Consider the following 23,740-nt stretch of genomic DNA (forward strand, 5'->3'; position numbering starts at 1 on the left):
CTAGCGCGCTAGCGTCTCGGTGTGCAGCGTCCCTTTGATCGACGACTCTCCGCTCTGGCCACCGCGCGGCTGTACCTGTGCACCGACGCGCGTCGCGAGCGCGGCGATCTGGCCGAATTCGCCGACGCCGCCCTGGCCGGCGGCGTGGACATCATCCAGCTGCGCGACAAGGGGTCGGCCGGTGAGCACCGGTTCGGGCCGCTGGAGGCGCGCGAGGAGCTGGCCGCGTGCGAGATCCTGGCCGACGCCGCCCGCCGGCACGGCGCCCTGTTCGCGGTCAACGACCGCGCCGACATCGCCCGCGCGGCCGGCGCCGACGTGCTGCACCTCGGGCAGGGCGACCTGCCGTTGGACGTCGCGCGCGACGTCGTCGGGCCCGAGGTGCTGCTCGGCGCGTCCACCCACAGCGCCGACCAGGCCGCCGCGGCGGCGCGCGGTCCGGCGGACTACTTCTGCGTCGGCCCCTGCTGGCCCACGCCCACCAAGCCGAACCGCGAGGCCCCGGGGCTGCGACTGGTCCGCGCCGCGGCCGGGCTCGGGGCCGACAAGCCGTGGTTCGCGATCGGTGGCATCGACGCGCAGCGGCTGCCCGAGGTGCTCGACTCCGGCGCCCGCCGCGTCGTAGTGGTGCGGGCGATCACCGCCGCGCCCGACCCGCGGGCCGCGGCCCAGCGGCTCAGTTCGGCGCTTGCAGCAGCGAGCTGATCCGCCGGCTCAGCTGCGACGGCACCTGATCGGCGTCACCGGGCATGCACCACACGAATACACCGGCCTCGACCTCGATCGTGCGGGGCAGATACTGCCGGCGTTCGTCGCCGTGGCCCAGCGGCAACAGCGCCGGCGCGGTGCGCAGCCGTTGCCAGCTGGCCGCGAAGCCGGGGTGGAGCGGCAGGTCGGCCACCTCGTCCTCGGCGACCCAGCGCATTTCGGCGCTTTCCCGGTTGGGCACGGTGTGCAGCAATTCGTCGGCGTCGGCGACGACGGTCGTGTAGCTCCACTGGGTGCCGCCGATCCCGGCGACCTCCGCGGTCACCAGCGTCGCGCGCACGGCGAGCCGGTCGACGAGCAGGCCAGCCTCCTCGTTCGCTTCGCGGACCGCGGTCTGCTCGGGCGTTTCGTGGCTGTCCCGGGCCCCGCCCGGCAGCCCCCAGGTCCCGCCCTGATGGCTCCACACCGCGCGATGCTGCAGCAGCACGGCGGGCGTGCCGTCGGGCCGCGGGGCGCGCAGCAGTAAACCGGCGGCGCCGTAGCGGCCCCAATAATGGGCGCCGCGCTCGGAGATCACCCAACCGTCACCGTCGCCCTGCACGGATCAAGGATAGGCAGACTTGGTTCTTGGCGGTCTTCGGCGCGTCGGCAATTGCGTCCGCCTCCACCCATCCACCCGAACATGCTCTTAGACTTCGCTTATAGAGGTCCGTACAGCGAAATCCAGTGGCCAAGAGATGAGGGCTGATCAAACGTGACGGTTGAGCTGGCGCACCCGTCGACCGAGCCGCAGGGATCGCGGTCACCGGCCGAACCAGCCCATCCGCGCTGGTGGTTCGTCTCGACGACGCCGGGCCGGATCCTCACCATCGGCATCGTCTTGGCCGCGCTCGGCGGCGTGAGCGCCTTCGCCACCTCGACCACCATCAACCACCGGCAACAAGTGCTCACCACGGTGCTCAACCACACCGAGCCGCTGTCGTTCGCCGCCGGGCGGCTCTACACCACGCTGTCGGTGGCAGACGCCGCGGCGGCCACCGCGTTCATCGCCGAGGCCGAACCGCCGCCCGTGCGGCAGCGCTACGAGCAGGCCATCACCGACGCGGCCGTGGCCGTCACCAGGGCCTCCAGCGGTCTCACCGCCGAACCACAGGTGCAGCTGCTGGGCCGGATCAACGCCCAGCTGGCCGTCTACACCGGCCTGATCGAAATCGCGCGAACCAACAACCGGGCCGGGAACCCGGTCGGGTCGTCGTACCTGTCGGAGGCATCGGGGCTGATGCAGTCGACGATCCTGCCCGACGCGGCACGGCTTTACCGGGCCACCTCGCAGCGGGTGGACGTGGAAACCACCGCGTCGACCCAGATCCCGGCGCCCGTCATCATGATCGTCGCCACCACCGTGGTCTTCGGCGCGTTCTCCCACCGCTGGCTGGCCCGGCGCACCCGGCGCCGCATCAACCCGGGCCTGGTCGTGGGTGCGCTCGCTATTCTCGTCATGGTGGTATGGGTCGGAACTGCGCTAACCATCTCTACGACGGCCAGTCGTAGCGCGAAGGACACCGCCGCCGAATCCCTCAAGACCGTCACCGACGTCGCGATCACCGCCCAGCAAGCGCGCGCCGACGAGACGCTGTCGCTGATCCGGCGCGGGGACGAAGAGAAGCGCAAGCAGTCGTTTTATCAGCGCATCGATTCGATGCACCGCCAGCTCGACCAGTACATGTCCCGCAGCGACGCGGTGGACAAAACGGACCTGGAAGGCGCCGATCAGCTCCTACTGCGCTGGCGGCAGGCCAACGACCGGATCAGCTCGTACATCTCGGTCGGTAACTACCGCGCCGCCACCCAGGTCGCGCTGGGCAGCAGCGAGGAGGATTCCACCCCGGCGTTCGACAAGCTGGAAGACGAGTTGGTCAAGGCGATGGACCAGGGCCGCATCCACCTGCGCAACGACGTCATCAACGCGCGCAGCGGGCTGTCCGGCGCCCAGGTGGGCGGCGTGGTGCTCAGCCTCGGCGCCGCGATCGCGGTGGCGCTGGGCCTGTGGCCGCGGCTGAAAGAGTATCGATAATGATCCGCCTGCCCATGCTCCGCCGGGCGTGCACCGTGGCCGCCACGGTGGTCATGCTGGCGGGCTGCGGGCACACGGAATCGTTGCACGTGGCCAGCGTCCCGACGTTGCCGCCGCCCACCCCGGTCGGCATGGAGCAGCTGCCGCCGCAGCCGCCGCTGCCGTCCGACGGTCCCGATCAGAACTGCGACCTGACGGCCAGCCTGCGGCCCTTCCCCACCAAGGCGGAGGCCGACGCCGCGGTCGCCGACATCCGCGCGCGGGGCAGGCTGATCGTCGGGCTCGACATCGGCAGCAACCTGTTCAGCTTCCGCGACCCGATCACCGGCGAGATCACCGGCTTCGACGTCGACATGGCCGGCGAGATCGCCCGCGACATCTTCGGCGCGCCGTCCCACGTCGAGTACCGCATCCTGTCGTCGGACGAGCGGGTCACCGCGCTGCAGCGTGGCGAGGTCGACATCGTGGTCAAGACGATGACCATCACCTGCGACCGGCGCAAGCTGGTGAACTTCTCCACCGTCTACCTCGACGCCAATCAGCGCATCCTCGCCCCGCGTGACTCGTCGATCGTCAAGGTGAGCGACCTGTCCGGCAAGCGCGTCTGCGTGGCCAAGGGCACCACCTCGCTGCACCGCATCCGCCAGATCGACCCGCCGCCGGTGGTGGTGTCGGTGGTCAACTGGGCCGACTGCCTGGTGGCGATGCAGCAGCGCGAGATCGACGCCGTCAGCACCGACGACTCGATCTTGGCCGGGCTGGTCGAAGAGGACCCCTACCTGCACATCGTCGGCCCCAACATGGCCACCCAGCCCTACGGCATCGGCGTCAACCTGAACAACACCGGCCTCGTGCGGTTCGTCAACGGCACCCTAGAGCGGATCCGCCGCGACGGCACATGGAACACGTTGTACCGCAAGTGGTTGACCGTGCTGGGCCCCGCGCCGGCCCCGCCCACCCCGAGGTATCTGGACTGATGGCCGAGCCGGACGAGCAATCCGAGCAGCCGGAATCCGGCGCAGAAGACGTGAACCCCGGCACCCAGCCGGCGGAGATCCAGACCGGCGCGTCGACGGGGCGGCTGCAGGCCACCCAGGCGCTGTTTCGGCCCGACTTCGACGATGACGACGACGACTTTCCGCACCTCTCGCTGGGCGCCCTGGACAGCGACGCCCCCGACCGGATGACGGTGGCGACGCGGGCACTGCCCGCGGTCCGACAGCTCGGCGGTGGACTCGTCGAGATTCCGCGGGGACGCGACATCGACCCGCGCGAAGCGCTGATGACCAACCCGGTGGTCCCCGAGTCCAAGCGCTTCTGCTGGAACTGCGGGAAGCCGGTGGGGCGGTCCAGCAAGAAGAGCAAGGGCACCTCGGAGGGTTGGTGCCCCGCCTGTGGCAGCCCGTATTCGTTTCTGCCGCAACTCAATCCCGGGGACATCGTCGCCCACCAGTACGAGGTCAAGGGCTGCATCGCGCACGGCGGCCTGGGCTGGGTGTATCTGGCCGTCGACCACAACGTCAACGACCGGCCCGTCGTGCTCAAAGGCCTGGTTCACTCCGGCGACGCGGAGGCGCAGGCGATCGCGATGGCCGAGCGGCAGTTTTTGGCCGAGGTGGTCCACCCGCAGATCGTGCAGATCTTCAACTTCGTCGAACACAAGGACCAGCAAGGCAATCCGGTCGGCTACATCGTCATGGAGTACGTCGGCGGGCAGTCACTCAAGCATGGCAAAGGCGAGAAACTCCCCGTCGCGGAGGCCATCGCCTACCTGCTGGAAATCATGCCCGCCCTGGGCTATCTGCATTCGATCGGCCTGGTCTACAACGACCTGAAGCCAGAGAACATCATGCTCACCGAAGAACAGCTCAAACTGATCGACCTGGGCGCCGTCTCACGGATCAACTCGTTCGGATACCTTTACGGCACACCGGGTTTCCAGGCGCCGGAGATCGTGCGGACCGGCCCGACGGTCGCCACCGACATCTACACGGTGGGCCGCACGCTGGCGGCGCTGACGCTCAACCTGCGCACCCGCAACGGCCGCTACGTCGACGGGCTGCCCGATCACGACCCGGTGCTGATCACCTACGACTCCTTCCGCCGGTTGCTGCGTCGCGCCACCGATCCCGACCCGCGTCGCCGGTTCGCCAGCACCGAGGAGATGTCGGCGCAGCTGATCGGCGTGCTGCGCGAGGTGGTCGCCCACGACAGCGGAGTGCCGCGGCCCGGCTTGTCGGCCATCTTTTCCCCCAGCCGCTCGACGTTCGGGGTGGACCTGCTGGTCGCGCACACCGACGTGTACCTGGATGGCCAGGTCCATTCGGAGAAGCTGACCGCCCGCGAAATCGTGACCGCGCTGCAGGTCCCGCTGGTCGATCCGGCCGACGTCGCCGCTTCCGTTTTGCAGGCGACGGTGTTATCGCAGCCGGTGCAGACCCTGGACTCGTTGCGCGCGGCCCGGCACGGGACGCTGGACGCCGAAGGCGCCGAGTTATCCGAGTCGGTCGAGCTGCCGATGATGGAGGTCCGCGCGCTGCTGGACCTCGGCGACGTGGTCAAGGCCACCCGCAAGCTCGACGACCTGGCCGAGCGGGTCGGCTGGCAATGGCGGCTGGTGTGGTACAAGGCCGTGGCCGAGTTGCTCACGGGCGACTACGATTCGGCGACAACGCATTTCACCGAGGTGCTGGATACGTTCCCCGGTGAGCTGGCGCCCAAGCTGGCGTTGGCGGCCACCGCCGAGCTGGCCGGCGACGTCGACGAGCACAAGTACTACGAGACGGTGTGGAAGACCAACGACGGCGTGATCTCGGCGGCCTTCGGGCTGGCCAGAACGCTGTCCGCCCAAGGTGATCGGTCCGCCGCGGTGCGCACGCTCGACGAGGTGCCCGCCACCTCCCGCCACTTCACCACCGCGCGCCTGACCAGCGCGGTGACGCTGTTGTCCGGCCGGACCAAAAGCGAGATCAGCGAAGAGGACATCCGGGACGCGGCGCGACGGGTGGAGGCGCTGCCGCCCACCGAGCCGCGCGTGCTGCAGATCCGCGCGCTGGTGTTGGGCTGCGCGATGGACTGGCTGGAGGGCAACGATGCCAGCACCAACCACATCCTCGGTTTTCCGTTCACCGAGCACGGGCTGCGACTGGGCGTCGAGGCGGCGCTGCGCAATCTTGCCCGCGTCGCCCCCACGCAGCGGCACCGCTACGAGCTGGTGGACATGGCCAACCGGGTACGGCCCACCAGCACGTTCTGAGGTTTTGAGTTAGCGCGTGGCCCCGTCCGTTCCCGGGTTCGCGTGTCCCGGGTTCGCCCGTCGAGTGTGGAACCTGGGCTTTGACTGTGAACACTGGGCGGCGACACGCCGACGATCCCCGCCGTGGGCTCACACTCAAAGCCGACGATTCACACTGAAAGCCCAGGATTCACAGTCGATTTCGCCAGCGCCTCGCGCACCCGGCGGACGATGCCGGCCGGACGGTCCTCCGCGACCACCCGGATGATGACCCACCCCATCTCTTCGAGCATCTCGATGCGCCGTAGGTCTTTGACGAATTGCCGCCGGTCGGTGCGGTGTTGATCGCCGTCGTACTCGACGGCCACCAGCGACTCCATCCAGCCCAGGTCGAGGTAGGCGAACGGTATGCCGTCGGCGCCCAACACCGGGATCTGCGTCTGCGGCCGGGGCAGGCCCGCATCGATGAGAAGCAGCCGCAAATAGCTCTCCCTGGGTGACTGCGCGCCCGGGTCGACCAGGTCGAGCGCGGCCTCCAATCGCGGCAGCCCGGGCGAGCGAGGGTGCGCCGCCGCGACACGCAGCACGTCACCGGACTTGAAACCCGTCGCCCGCGCGAGCGCGTCCAGCCGCACCACCGCCGAGCGAATCGCGCCCCGCCGGCCGATGTCGAAGGCGGTCCGCTCCGGCGCGGTGACCGCGAGCCCATCGCGAACCTGAGTCTCACCGGCGCACAGCGTATCCCGGCGCGTCAGCACACCATCGGGGGGACGGGTGTTGGCGTGCATGAGCTCGATCGGGACATCGTCGGGAATCCAGTGGGCGCCGTGCAACGCAGCCGCGGCGGCTCCCCCGATGACGGCCGTCCGCCCCGACCACAGCCAGGCCGCGCGGATGCGCAGCTCGAGTGAGAGCTCCGCATGCTTCGGCACGTAGACGTTCGGAAACACGGGCCGGTAGGCCGCCCGCAGCTGGTGGCGACTCAGCCGTCCCGACGCCAATTCCTCGCTGCCGATGAACGGCACTTGCCTCATGCCGCGAACCATCGCACGTCGACCGCGGTCCGCGAGCACTTCGGTGCACAGGGCGGCCGCTAGTACCCCGCCAGTACGTTCACGCAGTCACGGGCGATGGCGAGTTCTTCGTTGGTCGGGACCACCAGCACGGCGATCGGTGAATCGTCGGCGGAGATCTGGCGCGCGCCCTTGCCCCCGGCGAGGTTGCGGCGCTCGTCGAGCACGATGCCCAGTTCCTCCATGCCGGCGACCGCGTCGCGGCGCACCGCGGCGTCGTTCTCGCCGATTCCGGCGGTGAAGCTGATGACATCGGTGTGTCCCAGCACCGCCAGGTAGGCGCCGATGTACTTGCGCAACCGATGCGTAAAGACGCTGTAGGCCAATTGCGCTGGCTCGTCACCGGATTCGATCATCGTGCGCAGCCGCCGAAAGTCACGCTCGCCGGACAGTCCCCACACCCCGGACCGCTGGTTGAGCATGGTCTCGACGTCATCGACGCCCATCTTGGCCGTGTGGCACAGGTAGCTGACGACGCTGGGATCGATGTCCCCGCTGCGGGTTCCCATCACCAACCCCTCCAGCGGAGTCAGGCCCATCGAGGTGTCGATCGGCCGGTTGCCGGCGATCGCCGAGGCCGAGCACCCGTTACCCAGATGCAGCACAATCTGTTTCAGGTCGCCGGTCGACCTGTCCAGGAAGGCGGCGGCCTGCTCGCTGACGTAGCGGTGCGAGGTGCCGTGGAACCCATACCGGCGGATCTGATACCGCTGCGCCAGTTCCCGGTCGATGGCATAGGTCGCGGCCGCGGGCGGCAGGTCGTGGAAGAACCCGGTGTCGAAGACCGCGATGTGCGGGATGTCGGGCAACAGCCTTCGCGCGACCTCGATCCCCTTGAGTGCGGGCGGATTATGCAGTGGCGCCAAGTTCGACAGTTCGTCGAGCCGGGTGATCACCGCATCGTTCAGCAGGGTGGGTTCATAGAAGGTGTTGCCGCCGTGCACTACTCGGTGGCCCACCGCGACGACGCCGCAAGTGTTCAGGTCGATGCCGTCGCCGGCCAGCGCGTCGAACGCGTGACGCAGCGCCGCGTCATGGTCGGGAACCGGCGACCCCGCTTCTGAAATCCGCTCCACGAGGCCGGTCGAGAGTGCCGTGCCCGAATCGGGATCGACCAGTTGAAACTTCAGAGACGACGAGCCGGAGTTGATGACGAGCACCAGGCGCGCGCTGTCACTTCCCATGGGGACCGCCCTGCGCCTGAATCGCGGTGATCGCAACGGTGTTCACGATGTCTTCCACCAGCGCTCCCCGCGACAGGTCGTTCACCGGCTTGCGCAAGCCCTGCAGCACGGGTCCGATGGCCAGCGCACCCGCGCTGCGCTGCACCGCCTTGTAGGTGTTGTTACCGGTGTTGAGGTCGGGAAAGATCAGGACCGTGGCGCGTCCGGCCACCGGGGAGTCGTGCAGTTTGGTGGCCGCGACCGACGGCTCGATCGCGGCGTCGTACTGGATGGGGCCCTCGACCGGCAGATCCGGGTTCCGCTCCCGCACCAATTGCGTTGCCGTCCTGACCTTGTCGACGTCGGCACCGCTACCGGAGTCGCCGGTCGAGTAGGACAGCATCGCGACCCGCGGTTCGATTCCGAACTGGGCTGCCGTGCGCGCCGACGAGATCGCGATGTCGGCCAGCTGCTCCGGTGTCGGATTCGGGATGATCGCGCAGTCGCCGTAGGCCAGCACGCGATCCGGCAGGCACATCAAGAAGATACTGGAGACGGTGGAGACGGCCGGCGCCGTCTTGATGATCTCGAACGCGGGCCGAACGGTGTGCGCCGTGGTGTGCGCGGCGCCGGACACCATGCCGTCGACCATCCCGTTGTGCACCATCATGGTGCCGAAATACGTTGTATCGCGCATGGTCTCGCGGGCCTGCTCGACGGTGACGCCCTTCGCCTTGCGCAACTCCGCATACTGGTTGGCGAACTCGTCGCGCAGTTGGCTGGTGCGCGGATCGATCACGGTCACGTCGGTCAGATCCACCCCGAGTTCGCCCGAGCGCTGGCGGATTTGGGCTTCGTCGCCCAGGATGGTCAGGTCGGCGACGCGGCGCTGCAGCACCCGCCCGGCGGACCGCAGGATACGGTCGTCGTCGCCTTCGGGCAGCACGATGTGCTTGCGATCCGAACGCGCCTGCAGCGTCAGCTGATAAATGAACATCTGCGGAGTGGTCACGGTGGGAATCGGGATGGCAAGCTGCGCCAGCAGATCGGTGATGTCGACGTGGCCGTCCATCAGTTCCAACGCCGTGTCGATCTTGCGCTGCGATGTCGCCGTCACCCTGCCGCGGGCCGAGGCCGCCGCGCTGGCGGTGTCGTAGGTGCCCAGCGCGGTGGCGACGATGGGCAGCCGCAGCCGCAGCCCGGCGACCAGGGCCGCGATGGACGGATGCAGCTCGAAGCCGCCGTTGAGGACGATGCACGACAGTGACGGAAAGCCTTCCGCGGCATGGGCGCTGGCGACGGCGAGCACCACGTCGGATCGGTCGCCGGGCGTGATGACCGCCAAGCCGTCGCGCAGCCGTTCCAGCACGTGGTCGGCGGTCATCCCGGCGACCATGACACCGGTGACCTCGCGCTCCCGCAGTGACTCTTCGCCGCTGACCGGCGTGCCCCTCACCGCGTTCTGTAGTTCGGCCACCGTCGGCGCCGACAGCAGCGGCTCGTCGGGCAGCACGTAACTGCGCAACGAAGACGGAGACAGCGCCTCGCCCAACTTCTCTCGGATGGCGTCCAGCTCGGCCGGTTCGCAGCGGTTGACCACCACCGCCGCGGTGTGGGCGTGCTCGGCGTCCAGCTCGGCCAGGCATACTTTGACGACGTCGGCCACCTCACCGGCGTTGCGCCCTTTGCCGCTGACCGTCAGCAGCAGCGGCGCTCCGAGGTTGACCGCGATGCGCGCGTTGGTGGAAAGTTCCGCGGGCCGCGTCGCCTGTCCCAGTTCGGAGTAGTCGCTGCCGACGATCACCACCACGTCGCACTGCTCGGCGACGGCGTGGTAGGCGTCGACGATGGCGGCGATCGACGCGTCACCGTCCGCGTGCAGCTGCTGGTAGGTGACGCCGACGCACTGCTCGTACGACAGGTTCGCCGTGGTGCGCGAGAGCAGCAGTTCCAGGATGTAGTCGCGGCCGCGATCGCCGCCGTCCGAGCGTGTAATAGGCTGGAACACACCAACTTTCGCGACCGTCGCGGTCAGCCGGTGCAGCAGCCCCAAGGCGATCGTCGACTTTCCGGTCTCCGGCTCGGGTGCGGCGATATAGATTGCCGTTGCGGAGCCCGAGACCACTCGTCGACCCCTCAGGCCAGCCGCCGCAGCCGCGGCGCCAGGTCCTTCTCGAACAGGTTCAAGAATCGGCGTTGGTCATGGCCGGGCGCGTGGAACACCAGGTGGTTGAAGCCCCACGTCACGTACTGGCCGACCTTCTCCGCCGCTTCGTCGGGATTCGATGCCACGATCCAGCGCTTGGCGACCTGCTCGATCGGCAGCGCGTCGGCGGCCTTCTCCATTTCGATCGGGTCGTCGATGCTGTGCTTCTGTTCGGCGGTCAGCGACAGCGGCGCCCAGAATCGGGTGTTCTCCAGCGCCAGCTCGGGATCGGGGTCATATGAGATCTTGATCTCGATCATCCTGTCGATGTCGTCGACGTTGCGGTCGTTGATCGCCGCGCCCTCCTTGACCGCCGGGATCAGCTTGTCCGTGTACAGGTCCTCGCCCTTGCCGGACGTGCAGATGAAGCCGTCCCCGGCCCGCCCGGCGTATTTGGCCACCGCCGGGCCGCCGGCCGCGATGTAGATCGGGACGCCGCCCTCGGGTACGTCGTAGATCGAGGCGCCCTTGAGCCGGTAGTACTCGCCGTCGAAGTCGACGCGGTCGCCGCGCCACAGTTCGCGCATCAATCGCACCGATTCGCGCAGCCGGGCGAAGCGTTCCTTGAACTCCGGCCACTCGCCCTCGTATCCGGTGGCGATTTCGTTCAGCGCCTCGCCGGTGCCGACCCCGAGGAAGATGCGGTCCGGGTACAGGCAGGCCATGGTGGCGAACGCCTGCGCGATGACGGCCGGGTTGTAGCGGAAGGTCGGGGTGAGCACCGAGGTGCCCAGCGTGATCCGCGTCGTGCGCTCTCCGACAGCGGTCATCCACGCCAGCGAGAACGGCGCGTGCCCGCCCTCGTGGCGCCACGGCTGGAAATGGTCACTGACCGTTGCGCTGTCCATGCCGTGACCTTCGGCCGCGACGGCAAGCTCGACGAGCTCGCGCGGTGCAAATTGTTCGGCGGACGCTTTGTATCCGAGTTTCAGTTCAGCCACGCTGTCGTTTCTACTCTCTTGCCTTCGGGCGACCCACCGCGCCCGGTGCCTAGACTCGCGGGCATGGGACCGGCGCCGGCTCTTGTTCAAGTCACCGACACGGTGCATCTCGCCCGGGGCGACGCCGTCAACTGGACGGTGGTCGCCGACGACACCGGCGTGATGTTGATCGACGCCGGCTACCCCGGGGACCGGCAGGACGTGCTGGCGTCGCTGCAGGAACTAGACCACGACGCCGGCGACGTGCGCGCCATCCTGTTGACACACGCCCACATCGACCACCTGGGCTCGGCGATCTGGTTCGCCAACGAGTACGGCACCGACGTGTATTGCCATGCCGAGGAGGTGGGTCACGCCAAGCGCGAATACCTGGAGCAAGCCTCGGTTTTCGATGTGGCCCTGCGCATTTGGCGGCCGCGTTGGGCGGCGTGGGGGCTGCACGTGGTGCGCAGCGGCGGCCTGATCCGCGAGGGCATCCCGTCGACCCGGCCGCTGACCGCCGACGTGGCCGCCGGGCTGCCCGGCCACCCGATGGCCGTTTTCACCCCGGGACACACCAGCGGGCACTGCTCCTACATGGTGGACGGGGTCCTGGTCAGCGGCGACGCCCTGATCACCGGGCACCCGCTGCTCAAGCACGACGGCCCGCAGCTGCTGCCGGAGGTGTTCAGCCACAGCCAGCAGAATTCGCTGCGCAGCCTGGACGCGCTGGCCCTGCTCGACACCGAGGTCTTGTTGCCGGGGCACGGCGACGTGTGGCGCGGTCCCATCCGCGAGGCGACGGCTCGGGCCATCTCGCTGGCCAACGGATGACGTCACGCCACAGCATCGCCACACCAACCGCTCCGGACCGCCAAAAACCGGGAATCCCTCGAAAAGCGCTGTGACGCCGGCTATGCCAGCCACTTCTCGAAGGCGATCGGGATGAACGGCCCCCAGGACGGCAGCGGGTCGGGGGCCACCCGGGTATAGCCCGTCGCGTCGTAAAGCGCCTCGGCCTCGGGCTGGCGGTTGCCGGTGATCAAGTAGAGCCGCCGATACCCGCGCGCCAGCGTCTCCGCCTCCAGCGCGGCCAGCAACGCCCGCGCATACCCCCGGCGCCGGTGGGCGCCGTCGGTCCAGATCCGCTTCAGTTCGGCGGTGTGGGCGTCGTAGCGGCGAAACGCGCCGCCGGTCACGGGGACGCCGCCCACCACGCCGATCAGCAATCCGCCGTCCGGTGGCGACAACTCGGCCTCGGGCACGGGCAGCCAGCTCAGATGCGTGCTCGGGGTGCCGCCGTACCGCTCCGCGTACTCGACGGCCAACTCGGCCAGCAGCGGTTGCGCCAGCGGGTCATCGTGGGTCGCCGGGACGAAGCGCAGCTGGCCGTCCGGCGGAATGGATTCCGGCATCATCGACAACTCAAACGCGTGTCGCGGTGACGTATTCCGGGATGAATTCCGCGTCGCGCGGCCCGGCGCGCCGCCGCTTGTCCAGCCCCATGGCGCCGAGCAAGTCGGCGATGTTGCGCCCGAGCGTATCCCAGCCGTGGGCCGCCAAATACTCAGGGACATAGTGGTATTCGCCGGGGTAGGTCAGGCTGGCCAGATCGACGTCGAGGCCGCGTTGCCGCCAGCCGTCCACAAAGGCACGCTCGGCCCCCAGCTGCAACGGATTCCAGGTGGGCATGTGATCGGCGGCCAGCCGGCTGCCCGGGGCGCTCGCCGCGGTGACCTCGTGCAGCAACTGGCTCTGCTCCTGGGGCGGCAGATACCCGACGAGCAACTGCTCGGCAATCCACACCGTGGGCTGGGCGGTGTCAAAACCCACCCGCCGCAGCGCCGCCGGCCAATCCTGGCGCAGGTCGATGCCGACCGCGCACCGGTTGGTGGCCAGGGCCGCGTCCAGTCCGCGAAGCACGCCGGACTTGAAATCGAGCACCTGCGGCCGATCGATCTCGTAGACCGTCGTTCCCCGCGGCCACCACAGCCGGTATGGCCGAGTGTCCAGACCCGACGCCAGGATCACCACCTGGCGAATCCCCGCCCTGCCCGCGTCGGCAAGGAATTCGTCCACGAAACGGGTGTGTGCCGCCAGCGCATCCATCAGGGCCGTCATCGCCGGGTCGTCGCCGTCGTCGGCCGCGAACGCGTGGTCTTTGATCGCCCGGGTGAGGTACTCGATCCCGACGGCGCACAGCAACGGCTCGGCGAACGGGTCGTTCAACAGCCCCTTGTCGGTGGCCACGGCGCGCGCGGCGGCGCCGAACGTCGCGGTCACCTCCACATCGGCCGTCGGTGCCATGGCGCGCTCAGACGTCGGAGCGGCGCCGCAGGGTCAGCCCCGCGGCCACTCGCCAGCCCAGCAACAACAACGCGGTGACCGTCGTCGCCACCATGACGAAACTGGCGGCCACGCCCGCAGAGGTCGCCTTGCGCAGCACCATGCCGATGACCACGGTGGACAACCAGACGACGACCCCGGTGGGGGCCACGGCGGTGGGCCGTCGCCAGCCGCGTGCGGCCAGCCACCCGAGGGCGGTGCCGGTGAGAAACGGCCATGCCGTCGCGGCGATGCCGGTGACGTTGAGACCCTCGTCGTGGCTGCGGCGCCCCGCGGCGCAGAAAACCAGCACACCGACGACGTCCACAGCGAGCCAGCCCAGCCACCGGAGCCTCAGCATGCAGCGAGACTACCGGGCAGGGCCGTCGATCCTTGACCCGGCGGCCACGGTGAATCTAGATTCGTCAGCGATGAATACCCATTCACCAAGTGGCCTCGCGGTGGTGACCGGCGCCGGCTCCGGCATCGGCAAGGCGATCGCGCTCGGCCTCGCCGCCCGCGGCGACCGCGTCGTCGCCGCGGACCTCGACGAGGCGGCGGCCTCGGCCACCGCCGACGCACACCCGGACCTGATCACCGCGCTGCCGGTGGACGTGGCCGACCCGGCGCAAGTCGGCGCGCTGCGGGATCGAATCCACACCGATCTCGGGGTGCCCAACGTCGTCGTCAACGCCGCCGGATGGGACCGCACTGACCAATTCCTCAACGCCACAGCGGAATTCGCACAGAAGGTGGTTGCCATCAACTACCTGGGGCCGGTGCACGTCTGCTCGGCGTTCCTGCCGGGGATGATCGAAACGCACGGCGGCGGGCGCGTGGTCAACCTGGCCAGTGACGCCGGGCGAGTCGGCAGCGCGGGCGAGAGCATCTACGCCGGCGCCAAGGGCGGGGTGATCGCCCTGACCAAGTCGCTGGCCCGCGAGATGGCGCGGCACCAGATCACGGTGAACTGCGTGTGCCCGGGACCGACCGACACGCCGCTGTTTCACGCGCAGCCCGAGAAACTGAAGGAAGCCCTGGTCAAGGCGATCCCGTTTCGCCGGCTGGCCCGGCCCGACGAGGTCGCCGCACCGGTGCTGTTCTTCGCGTCGGATGCCGCGTCGTTCATCACCGGACAGGTGATCAGCGTCAGCGGCGGGCTGACGATGGCCGGCTAGCGGCCGGCTAGTGGCAGGCTGACGTCTATGAGCACCAAGACACCACCCGCCTTCGACCGCTACGACCCCCTGGGGTTGGACGCCTCCTTGTCCGACGACGAGCGCGCGGTGCGCGACACCGTCCGGGAATTCTGCGCCGAACACGTCCTTCCCCACGTCGCGGAATGGTTCGAGATCGGCGATCTTCCGGTCCGCCAGCTCGCCAAGGGTTTCGGCCAGCTCGGACTGCTGGGCATGCACCTGGACGGGTACGGCTGCGGCGGAGCCTCCGCCGTGCACTACGGGCTGGCCTGCGTCGAGCTCGAGGCCGCCGACTCCGGCCTACGGTCGATGGTCTCGGTGCAGGGCTCGCTGGCGATGTTCGCGATCTGGAATTTCGGATCGGAGGAGCAAAAGCGGGAATGGCTGCCGGGCATGGCCACCGGCGAACTGCTCGGCTGCTTCGGGTTGACCGAGCCCGACGTCGGATCCGACCCAGCCGCCATGAAAACCCGTGCGCGACGGGATGGTTCGGATTGGGTGTTGGACGGCCGCAAGTTGTGGATCACCAACGGCTCGGTCGCCGACGTCGCGGTCGTGTGGGCCAACACCGACGACGGGATTCGCGGCTTCATAGTGCCGACCAAGACGCCTGGCTTCGCCGCCAACACCATTCACCACAAGCTGTCGCTGCGGGCCTCGATCACCAGCGAGCTGGTGCTCGACGACGTGCGGCTGCCCGCCGACGCGATGCTGCCCGAGGCCAAGGGGCTGCGCGGGCCGCTGTCCTGTCTGTCCGAGGCCCGCTACGGCATCATCTGGGGTGCCATGGGTGCGGCGCGCTCGGCCTGGCAGGCGGCCCTCGACTACGCCACACAACGCACCCAGTTCGGCCGCCCGATCGCCGGATTCCAGTTGACTCAAGCCAAACTCGTCGACATGGCGGTCGAGCTGCACAAGGGCCAGCTGCTATCGCTGCACCTGGGCCGCCTCAAGGACAGCGTCGGGCTGCGCCCCGAGCAGGTCAGCTTCGGCAAGCTCAACAACACCCGCGAGGCGATCGAGATCTGCCGGACCGCCCGAACGATCCTGGGCGGCAACGGAATATCGCTGGAATACCCGGTGATCCGGCACATGGTCAACCTGGAATCGGTGCTGACCTATGAGGGCACACCGGAGATGCATCAGCTCGTTCTCGGCCAGGCGTTCACCGGCTGCGACGCCTTCCGCTGATGAGCGACCTGACCTACACGCCAGAGCATCACCAGTTCCGGGAACTGGTACGGGATTTCGTGCGGCAGACGGTCGTACCGAACCACGAGGACTGGGAACGCGACGGCCAGTGGGACCGCTCGCTGTTCATCGAGGCGGGCAAGCTCGGGCTGCTGGGCTTTTCGGTGCCCGAGCGCCTCGGCGGTCCGGGCGTGGACGACTTCCGCTACAACGCGATCGTGATCGACGAGTTGCAGCGGGCCGGGGCGGCCGCCGAGGCCATCGCCTTCACGCTGCAAAACGACGTCGTACTGCCCTATCTCACCGATTTGACGACTCCCGAACAACAACAGCGCTGGCTGCCCGGCGTGGTCACCGGCGAGACGGTGCTCGGCATCGGGATGACCGAACCCGGCACCGGCAGCGATCTGGCCGGGATCCGCACGACCGCCGTGCGTGACGGCGACGACTACGTCGTCAACGGCGCCAAGACGTTCATCTCCAACGGTCAGGTCGGGGATTTGTTCGTCATCGCCGCGCGCACCTCGCCCGATCGTCATCAGGGGCTGTCACTTCTGGTGGTCGACGCCCACACCCCGGGCTTTTCCCGCGGCCGCAACCTGGAGAAGATCGGCCTGCACGCCCAGGACACCAGCGAGCTCACCTTCACCGATATGCGGGTGCCGAAAGACAATCTGCTCGAATCCGAGGGCAGGGGCTTCTATCAGTTGATGAAAAACCTGCCGCAGGAGCGGCTCGCGCTGGGCGTGGGGGCGGTGGCCGCCGCGGAAGCGATCCTGGCCACCACCATTGACTACGTCCGCGATCGCAAGGCCTTCGGAGCACCGATCGCCAGCTTCCAGCACAGCCAATTCGTGCTCGCCGAACTGGCGACCGAAATCGACATCGCCCGAACGTATCTCGACGACTGCCTTGCCGAACACCTCCAGGGTGACCTGACGGCCGCCCGGGCCGCCCGGCTGAAATGGTGGACCACCGATCTGCAGGTGCGCACCGCCGACCGCTGCCTGCAGTTGCACGGCGGCTACGGCTACATGCGCGAGTACGCCGTGGCACGCGCGTTCGTCGACGCCCGCATCCAAACCATCTACGGCGGCACCAACGAGATCATGAAGACGATCATCGCCAAGGACTTGGGTCTGTAGAGGCAGCCGATGGCCACCGACGTTGCCGACTACAGCGATCTTCCCGCCGAGGAGGCGGTGCGCGCGGCCCGCGTCAGCTCGCGACGCCGCCAGGTGCTCGACGCCGCGGTCAAAGTCATGGGCAGGACGGGGTTTCACCAGATGTCGATGCAGGACTTGGCCGCCGAGGCCGAGGTCAGTGTCGGCTTGCTCTACAAATACTTCGGCGGCAAGGAGGACCTGCTGCTCGCCACGATCGTGCGGATCCTCGATGTGTTCCGCGACCAGCTGGCGCCGGTCATCGACGCCGCCGGCGATGACGTCGTGGACCAGTTGATCGCGGGGGTCCGTCGTTATATCCAGATCGTCGACGAGAACCTCGACGGCGTGGTGCTGACCTACCGGGAGAGCCGGACGCTCGGCGCGCCCGGCCGCACCCAGATCAAGGACCTCGAAATCGCCACCGCCGCACCGCTGCGCGCCGTGATCGAAGCCGGCGTCGCCCAGGGTGTCTTCCGGGGGGTCGACGTCGACCTCACCGTATTCGACATCATGCTGCTCGCCCACGGCTGGGCGCTGAAGCATTGGCACTTCGGGCCGATCTACACCGTCGACGAATACATCGCGTTGCAGATCCGCCACGTGCTGGGCGGATTGATCGCCGACGATCGTCGCGTCGACTACGCACACGTGCTGAAATGAGGGGCATGGGAAGCACCGCACGCCGGGCCCGCGGCATGATCGCGCTGCTGGCCCTGGGAGCCGTCGCCGGTCTGGCGCCGGCGGGCGCCGACGTGGCCGCGGGGCTGCCCCCGATGGTGTCCAGCGGCAGTGGGCCGATCATCGGCGGGGGATCGGTGGCTGCCCAGGGAATCACCCAGCAGCTCTTTAGCTTTGGCAACCCTAACGTGGTGCAGGAGGTCGACGGCTCGGACGCGGCGCAATTCATCACGTCCGCCGCGGGGGCCGCCAACCAGCAACTCGCGGCGCCCTTCTCGCTGCTACGCCGCGCGTTGGCATGCCAGACCGACAACGCGGAATTCGGTGCGCGCGCCTATCGGCGCACCGACGGACAGTGGGGAGGAGCGATGCTGGTCGCGGCCAAGAGCGCGACGCCGAACCTCGACAACCTGGTCGGCTGCGTCAAAACCCATTGGCGAAGGACGGCGGCCGGCGGCGAGACCGCGATGTGCAACAACGGCTGGACCTCGCCGACGTCGTACGAAAGCCGCCGCGGCGAGACGTATTACATCTTGCTCGCCGGTACCGCCGCCGACTTCTGCAGCGATCTCAACGCCACGTACAAGAGCGACGCCAGCGGGTGGCCGTTCTAACCGGGCCACGATGCCTCTCGCCCGTCGTTGAATCCAATTGCGATCTCGATCGTTTCGCCGCGCGACCGGAGAGCCGAGTTCGAGAGCTATTTGAATTCATATCCAATTTACGCAGCGGCGCCGGTGAGCAGCGGGTAAATAGCGTTCCAATATAGCCGCGGCACGGCGCCCGCGCAGGATAATTCAAATTCATCCCGTCATCGGATTTTGCTGAATTCCACCGGCGGTTTAGGCGGCAGTGCCACTGCCGGGTCGGCCGATCATCCGTTTGACGAATCGGTCAGTAATATTCGCGAAATCGCTTATCTGCGAGTCATTGACGCCGTAGACTCGCCGACATCGGGCCTTAGAATATCGTCTCCCAGACGTAGGGGGTTCTAATGTCACGTCGTACTAGCAAAATCGTCGTCGCCGTGGTGCTCGCTTTTGCAGCTCCAATGACCTCGGCGTGCACGATTCCGCTCGTTATCGACTGTGGACCCGGTTTGACCTGCACCGGATAGCAGTAATCAAAGGAGCCTCGAGCTCAATTCGGGGCTTTTCATTCACATCACGCTTCGCGTAGCGAAGAGCACAAGGTGACCGGCCGGAGCCGTGGCGGGGTCCAGACCCTGCCTTGGTTCCGGTCGGGATCCTTTACCACACACGTCATTTCGGGCTGGTGGGTACCGCGGCGCCGAGAACGGCTTGGTCACAAGCAGTTTCGGATCCTGAGGCTCCCGCTGCCTGGTGCCCCCTCCCCCGCGTGCATCAGTCTGCTCGTCGGCCTCGCGTTTGGTGGGTGCAGCGTCGTACGGTGGAGACATGTCGCGCCATCGTGTGGTCATCATCGGAAGCGGATTCGGCGGACTGAACGCGGCCAGGGCACTCAGAAGGACCGACGTCGACGTCACCCTGATCTCGAAGACGACGACCCATCTGTTCCAGCCGTTGCTGTACCAAGTGGCCACCGGCATCCTGTCGGAGGGCGACATCGCGCCGACCACCAGACTCGTTCTGCGCCGGCAGAAGAACGTCCGGGTGCTGTGGGGAGAAGTGTCCGCCATCGACCTCACCGCCAAGACGGTCACGTCCCACCTGATGGGCATGGAAACGGTGACGCCCTACGACAGCCTGATCGTGGCCGCCGGCGCGCAGCAGTCCTACTTCGGCCACGATGAGTACGCCGCCTTCGCGCCCGGCATGAAAAGCGTCGACGACGCCCTCGAGCTGCGGGCCCGCATCCTCGGCGCCTTTGAGGCCGCCGAGGTCGCCACCGACCCGGCCGAGCGGCAACGCCGCCTGACCTTCGTGGTCGTTGGCGCCGGGCCGACCGGGGTCGAGCTGGCCGGCGAGATCGTCCAGCTCGCCGAGCGGACCCTGGCCGGGGCATTCCGGACGATCACCCCCAGCGAATGTCGCGTCATCCTGCTTGACGCGGCACCCGCGGTGCTACCCCCGATGGGCCCCAAGCTCGGCCTCAAGGCGCAACGCCGGCTGGAGAAGATGGACGTCGAGGTCCAGCTCAACGCGATGGTGACCGCGGTCGACTACATGGGCATCACGGTCAAGGAGAAGGACGGCGCCCAGCGCCGCATCGAATGCGCGTGCAAGGTGTGGGCGGCGGGGGTGCAGGCCAGCTCCCTGGGCGCGATGCTGGCCGAGCAGTCCGACGGCACCGAGACCGACCGCGCCGGAAGGGTGATCGTCGAATCCGACCTCACCGTCAAGGGACATCCCTACGTCTTCGTCGTCGGCGACCTGATGTCGGTGCCCGACGTTCCCGGGATGGCGCAGGGCGCGATCCAGGGGGCGCACTACGTCACCAAGCTCATCAAGCAGGCGGTGAAGGGCCACGACGATCCCGCCAACCGCAAGCCGTTCAAGTACTTCGACAAGGGCAGCATGGCGCTGATCTCGCGGTACAGCGCCGTCGCAAAGGTCGGCAAGCTGGAGTTCGGCGGCTTCATCGCCTGGCTGGCGTGGCTGCTGCTGCACCTGTACTACCTGATCGGCCACCGCAACCGCATCGCCGCCATGTTCGCCTGGGGGATCTCCTTCCTGGGCCGCACCCGCGGCCAGATGGCCATCACCAGCCAGATGATGTACGCCCGGCCGGTCGTGGACTGGGTGGAGCAGCAAGCGCAAGAGGGAAGCCTGGCGGCGGCCGAACGCATCGACGCGGCCGAGAAACAGGCGGGTTAGCTCAGCGCCCGATCGATGTCGGCGATCAGGTCTTCGGTGCCTTCCAGCCCGACGGAGATGCGAACCACGCCGTCGCCGAGCCCGATCGCCGCGCGGCCCTCCGGGCCCATCGCCCGGTGAGTGGTGGTGGCGGGATGTGTGACAAGGGATTTGGCGTCGCCGAGGTTGTTGGAGATGTCGATCAGCGTCAACTTGTCCAGCACATCGAAGGCCCGCTGCTTCGCTGAGCTTTCCGGCACTGCGAGCGCGAAGGTGATCACCGTCCCGCCGCCCGACATCTGGCGCTTGGCCAGGTCGTATTGCGGGTGTGAGGACAGATAGGGGTAGCGGACCCAACTCACCGCCGGATGGGTTTCGAGGAATTCGGCGATCCGGTAGGCGGAGGAATTGCTGTGATCGACCCGGATGGCCATCGTCTCAAGGCCTTTCAGTAACACCCAGGCGTTGAACGCGCTCATCGCCGGGCCGGTGTGCCGCATCAGCTTCTGCACCGGGCCGTCGATGTACTCCTTGTCGCCCAGAATGGCCCCACCCAGTACCCGGCCCTGGCCGTCGATGTGCTTGGTACCCGAGTACACCACCACGTCGACACCGAGCGGAACGCCCTGCTGCAGCAGCGGTGTGGCGAAAACGTTGTCCAACACCACTTTTGCGCCCGCACCGTGAGCGAGCTCGGTCACCGCGGCGATGTCCACCAGCGACTGCATCGGATTCGACGGCGTCTCGAAGAACACTGCGGTGGTGGGCACCGACAACGCCTCCTCCCACTGAGCCAGGTCTTCGCCGTCGACGAAGACGGTTTCGACCCCCCAGCGCGGCAGGATCTCGTTGCACACCACGAAACACGACCCGAACAGGCTGCGCGACGCGACCAACCGGTCCCCCGCGCCCAGCAGCGCGCCCAGCGAGGTGAACACCGCCGCCATGCCGCTGGCGGTGGCGAACGCCGCCGGCGCGCCCTCGAGCAGGCGCAACCGTTCCTCGAACATCGTCACGGTCGGGTTGCCGTACCGCGAGTAGACGAAGTGGTCGACGTCGCCGGTGAACGACTTCTCGGCAACCGACGCGGACTCGTAGACATAGCCCGAAGTCAGGTACAGCGCCTCGGCGGTCTCGTCGAACCCCGACCGCAGCAGCCCCCCGCGCACGCCGATGGTCGCTTGGCTGACACCGTCGGGCAGCGGCGCGGGCGTGCGGACCGAGTAGTGGTCGGCGGGGGTCATGCCTGGATCAACCTTGCTTCCAAGGCAATCCGATCGCCCGCCACCCCGACTCGCCGCGGTGACCGTTGGCGTCAAGCTGGCCTTCGAAGCCGTCCATGATGTTGTACGCCGGGGTGATGCCCAGCTCGGTTGCCACCTCTGCGGCGCCGATGGAGCGGTTTCCGGAGCGACACAGGAACAGCACCGGGCGGTCCGCATCGGTTTGGGCCGGCGCCACCTGCTCGCGCAGCTGATCGGCGAAATTCGCGTTGGGCCGCCCGTCGGACGAGTTCCATTCGAGGAACACCACCTCGCGGCCGAGGCTGGACAGGTCAGGCACCCCGACGAATCGCCATTCGGCGTCGGTACGCACGTCGACCAGCACGGCGTCCGGATTGTCGCTGAGCAGTTTCCATGCCTCCAGCGGCGAGATGTCGCCCGCATAGGAGTGTCCGCGCTCTGTGCTCATGCTCGTATTCCCTCGTCCTTCGTACGCATCGTCAGCCACCCCGGCGAGATTGCCCCCCGCCCGCGGCGATACCTGACCTGCGATCGTATCGAGGCCGTCGCCGCGCGCATCTCGGGGCTCAGCCGCGTGAGTGCGGGGCAGCCAGTCTTTCGGCGGCCTGACCGGCGCGCTCGCGTGCGGCGGTCACATCCGGTGCGGTCGCCAACGCCCGGAACCCGCGCGCGGAAACGCGCAGGTCGCTTTCCGGCACGCTCAGCGCGCCGATCAACGCGGCGGGGTCGTGGGAATCGGCGGCGCCCGTCACGCGGGCGGCGGCCGGCGACACCATCATGGTGTCCACCGGCAGGCCCAGGATGGTGCGGGCCTGCAGCTCGAACGCCGAAAGTCGCTGGCTGCGCAGGGTCACCCAGGCGCTGTCGGACGGCCGCGACGTGATGTCGGCGAAATACACCTCGTCGCCGTTGATCATCAATTCGACCCCGAAGACGCCGCGCCCGCCCAGCGCCTTGACGATCCGCGCCGCGATCGACCTCGCGGCGTCCATCGCGGCCGCGCTCATCTTCTGGGGTTGCCAGGATTCCAGCACCTGTCCGTTGGATCCGCGATGCCCGATGGGTGAGCAGAACTCGATCGCCGGACCCGACGGGCCTTCGCTGCGCACCGCCAGCAGGGTCACGCAGAACTCGACCTCAACCACGGTTTCGGCCAGCACCCGGGCCCCGGGCCGCTCGCCCACCGCGCGATGCCAGGCGGACTCGAGGTCCTCACGGCGCGCCACCACCGACTGCCGCTGCCCGGTCGGCCCGGCCGCCGGCTTGACCAGCAACGGATACCCGGCATGCGCGCCGACCGCCTCGAGCTCGCCCAGCGAGCCGGCGAACCAGAACGGCGCGGTGGGCAGGCCCAGCTCGTCGGCGGCCATCCGGCGCAGCCCTTCGCGGTCGGCGGCGAGCCGCACGGCGCGGGCGCTGGGCACCAGCTCGGTGCCGTCGAGCGCCTCGAGGGCCCGGGTGGCGACCGCGTCGGTCGCGGTGACGACGAGGTCGGGTTGCAGCCGCTGGATCGCCTTCGCCAGCTCGTCGGCGTCGGTCGTGTCGATCACCAGCGCCTGGTCGGCCACGCCGTGCGCGGGCGCGTGGGGGCGCTGGTCGGCGGCCATCACGCGGGCGCCGAGGCGGCCCAGCGCGATCGCCAGCTCCCGGCTGATCTCGTCGGAGCCCAGCAGCAGCACTGTCGGGTGGCCGTCGGCGGGAGCTTGCTGGGGTACGACGAGCGCCGTCGTCTCGTCGTCCCGTCCGTCGGTCTCGCCGTCAGTCACGGCTCAAGGATAGGT

General features: G+C 68.3%; 22 protein-coding genes. 11 read left to right on the forward strand and 11 right to left on the reverse strand.

The window, feature by feature from the left end:
- The first annotated feature begins 21 nt into the window (after window positions 1-21).
- Window positions 22-705, forward strand: coding sequence for a thiamine phosphate synthase (thiE, locus tag A5775_RS01705; protein ID WP_067246410.1), 684 nt, complete (start codon window positions 22-24; stop codon window positions 703-705).
- Here the strand turns inward: thiE and A5775_RS01710 are convergent.
- Window positions 677-1,309, reverse strand: coding sequence for an NUDIX hydrolase (locus A5775_RS01710; protein WP_067246413.1), 633 nt, complete (start codon window positions 1,307-1,309; stop codon window positions 677-679). The two genes, thiE and A5775_RS01710, sit on opposite strands and share 29 nt — an antisense overlap.
- Before the next feature lie 153 nt (window positions 1,310-1,462).
- On the opposite strand from A5775_RS01710, the gene glnX reads away from it, so the two are divergent.
- From glnX to A5775_RS01725, 3 genes are read left to right on the forward strand one after another with little or no spacing between them, the layout of a single operon-like run.
- Complete coding sequence (gene glnX / locus A5775_RS01715) at window positions 1,463-2,782, forward strand: protein kinase G-activating protein GlnX (protein WP_067246417.1); 1,320 nt, start codon at window positions 1,463-1,465, stop codon at window positions 2,780-2,782.
- Window positions 2,782-3,759 carry a glutamate ABC transporter substrate-binding protein gene (locus tag A5775_RS01720; protein ID WP_067246420.1) on the forward strand — a complete coding sequence of 326 codons (978 nt, stop codon included), beginning with the start codon at window positions 2,782-2,784 and terminating at the stop codon, window positions 3,757-3,759. Before glnX ends, A5775_RS01720 begins: the two co-directional genes overlap by 1 nt.
- Window positions 3,759-6,038, forward strand: a complete 2,280-nt coding sequence (locus tag A5775_RS01725) for a serine/threonine-protein kinase PknG (RefSeq protein WP_067246423.1) — start codon at window positions 3,759-3,761, stop codon at window positions 6,036-6,038. The genes A5775_RS01720 and A5775_RS01725 overlap by 1 nt, the downstream gene beginning before the upstream one ends.
- A gap of 149 nt (window positions 6,039-6,187) precedes the next feature.
- On the opposite strand, the gene A5775_RS01730 is transcribed toward A5775_RS01725, so the two are convergent.
- From A5775_RS01730 to fgd, 4 genes are read right to left on the reverse strand one after another with little or no spacing between them, the layout of a single operon-like run.
- The gene (locus A5775_RS01730) at window positions 6,188-7,051 is read right to left on the reverse strand and encodes an endonuclease domain-containing protein (protein WP_067246427.1); all 864 of its coding nucleotides are present in this window, start codon (window positions 7,049-7,051) and stop codon (window positions 6,188-6,190) included.
- A gap of 59 nt (window positions 7,052-7,110) precedes the next feature.
- Window positions 7,111-8,274 carry an acetate kinase gene (locus tag A5775_RS01735; RefSeq protein ID WP_067246430.1) on the reverse strand — a complete coding sequence of 388 codons (1,164 nt, stop codon included), beginning with the start codon at window positions 8,272-8,274 and terminating at the stop codon, window positions 7,111-7,113.
- A complete protein-coding gene (pta, locus tag A5775_RS01740) occupies window positions 8,264-10,378 on the reverse strand; it encodes a phosphate acetyltransferase (protein WP_067246433.1) in 2,115 nt (704 codons plus the stop codon). The genes A5775_RS01735 and pta overlap by 11 nt, the downstream gene beginning before the upstream one ends.
- Before the next feature lie 11 nt (window positions 10,379-10,389).
- Window positions 10,390-11,400 (reverse strand): glucose-6-phosphate dehydrogenase (coenzyme-F420), encoded by a 1,011-nt coding sequence (gene fgd, locus A5775_RS01745; protein ID WP_067246436.1) that lies wholly within the window; start codon window positions 11,398-11,400, stop codon window positions 10,390-10,392.
- 63 nt (window positions 11,401-11,463) lie between these two features.
- Here fgd and A5775_RS01750 point away from each other — a divergent pair, with 63 nt between their 5' ends.
- Window positions 11,464-12,213, forward strand: coding sequence for an MBL fold metallo-hydrolase (locus A5775_RS01750; RefSeq protein WP_067246440.1), 750 nt, complete (start codon window positions 11,464-11,466; stop codon window positions 12,211-12,213).
- An 80-nt stretch (window positions 12,214-12,293) separates the two neighbouring features.
- Here the strand turns inward: A5775_RS01750 and A5775_RS01755 are convergent, their stop codons facing one another.
- Genes A5775_RS01755 through A5775_RS01765 form a run of 3 tightly spaced genes read right to left on the reverse strand, consistent with a single transcriptional unit; the run spans window position 12,294 to window position 14,065 of the window.
- A complete protein-coding gene (locus A5775_RS01755; RefSeq protein WP_067246509.1) occupies window positions 12,294-12,797 on the reverse strand; it encodes a GNAT family N-acetyltransferase in 504 nt (167 codons plus the stop codon).
- A gap of 7 nt (window positions 12,798-12,804) precedes the next feature.
- Window positions 12,805-13,686, reverse strand: a complete 882-nt coding sequence (locus tag A5775_RS01760; protein ID WP_067246444.1) for an SAM-dependent methyltransferase — start codon at window positions 13,684-13,686, stop codon at window positions 12,805-12,807.
- A 7-nt stretch (window positions 13,687-13,693) separates the two neighbouring features.
- On the reverse strand, window positions 13,694-14,065 hold the full coding sequence (locus tag A5775_RS01765) for a DUF3054 domain-containing protein (RefSeq protein ID WP_067246447.1): 372 nt from the start codon (window positions 14,063-14,065) through the stop codon (window positions 13,694-13,696).
- Between the two features lie 70 nt (window positions 14,066-14,135).
- Here A5775_RS01765 and A5775_RS01770 point away from each other — a divergent pair, with 70 nt between their 5' ends.
- The 6 genes from A5775_RS01770 (at window position 14,136) to A5775_RS01795 (ending at window position 20,736) form a co-directional block, all read left to right on the forward strand.
- Window positions 14,136-14,882, forward strand: a complete 747-nt coding sequence (locus A5775_RS01770) for an SDR family NAD(P)-dependent oxidoreductase (RefSeq protein WP_067246450.1) — start codon at window positions 14,136-14,138, stop codon at window positions 14,880-14,882.
- Between the two features lie 27 nt (window positions 14,883-14,909).
- A complete protein-coding gene (locus A5775_RS01775; RefSeq protein WP_067246453.1) occupies window positions 14,910-16,094 on the forward strand; it encodes an acyl-CoA dehydrogenase in 1,185 nt (394 codons plus the stop codon).
- Complete coding sequence (locus A5775_RS01780) at window positions 16,094-17,239, forward strand: acyl-CoA dehydrogenase family protein (protein ID WP_067246456.1); 1,146 nt, start codon at window positions 16,094-16,096, stop codon at window positions 17,237-17,239. The genes A5775_RS01775 and A5775_RS01780 overlap by 1 nt, the downstream gene beginning before the upstream one ends.
- 9 nt (window positions 17,240-17,248) lie before the next feature.
- Window positions 17,249-17,920, forward strand: coding sequence for a TetR/AcrR family transcriptional regulator (locus A5775_RS01785; protein WP_067246459.1), 672 nt, complete (start codon window positions 17,249-17,251; stop codon window positions 17,918-17,920).
- Window positions 17,921-17,925: 5 nt separating this feature from the next.
- Window positions 17,926-18,552, forward strand: coding sequence for a hypothetical protein (locus tag A5775_RS01790; RefSeq protein WP_067246463.1), 627 nt, complete (start codon window positions 17,926-17,928; stop codon window positions 18,550-18,552).
- An 804-nt stretch (window positions 18,553-19,356) separates the two neighbouring features.
- Window positions 19,357-20,736 (forward strand): NAD(P)/FAD-dependent oxidoreductase, encoded by a 1,380-nt coding sequence (locus A5775_RS01795; protein ID WP_067246466.1) that lies wholly within the window; start codon window positions 19,357-19,359, stop codon window positions 20,734-20,736.
- On the opposite strand, the gene A5775_RS01800 is transcribed toward A5775_RS01795, so the two are convergent.
- The 3 genes from A5775_RS01800 to purT form a co-directional block, all read right to left on the reverse strand.
- A complete protein-coding gene (locus tag A5775_RS01800; RefSeq protein WP_067246469.1) occupies window positions 20,733-21,959 on the reverse strand; it encodes an O-succinylhomoserine sulfhydrylase in 1,227 nt (408 codons plus the stop codon). The two genes, A5775_RS01795 and A5775_RS01800, sit on opposite strands and share 4 nt — an antisense overlap.
- A 7-nt stretch (window positions 21,960-21,966) precedes the next feature.
- On the reverse strand, window positions 21,967-22,407 hold the full coding sequence (locus A5775_RS01805) for a rhodanese-like domain-containing protein (protein ID WP_067246473.1): 441 nt from the start codon (window positions 22,405-22,407) through the stop codon (window positions 21,967-21,969).
- Between the two features lie 118 nt (window positions 22,408-22,525).
- Window positions 22,526-23,725 (reverse strand): formate-dependent phosphoribosylglycinamide formyltransferase, encoded by a 1,200-nt coding sequence (purT, locus tag A5775_RS01810; protein ID WP_067246476.1) that lies wholly within the window; start codon window positions 23,723-23,725, stop codon window positions 22,526-22,528.
- Window positions 23,726-23,740: the final 15 nt, after the last annotated feature.

The organism is Mycobacterium sp. 852002-10029_SCH5224772 (genome assembly GCF_001667315.1).
Taxonomy (GTDB): Bacteria; Actinomycetota; Actinomycetes; order Mycobacteriales; family Mycobacteriaceae; genus Mycobacterium.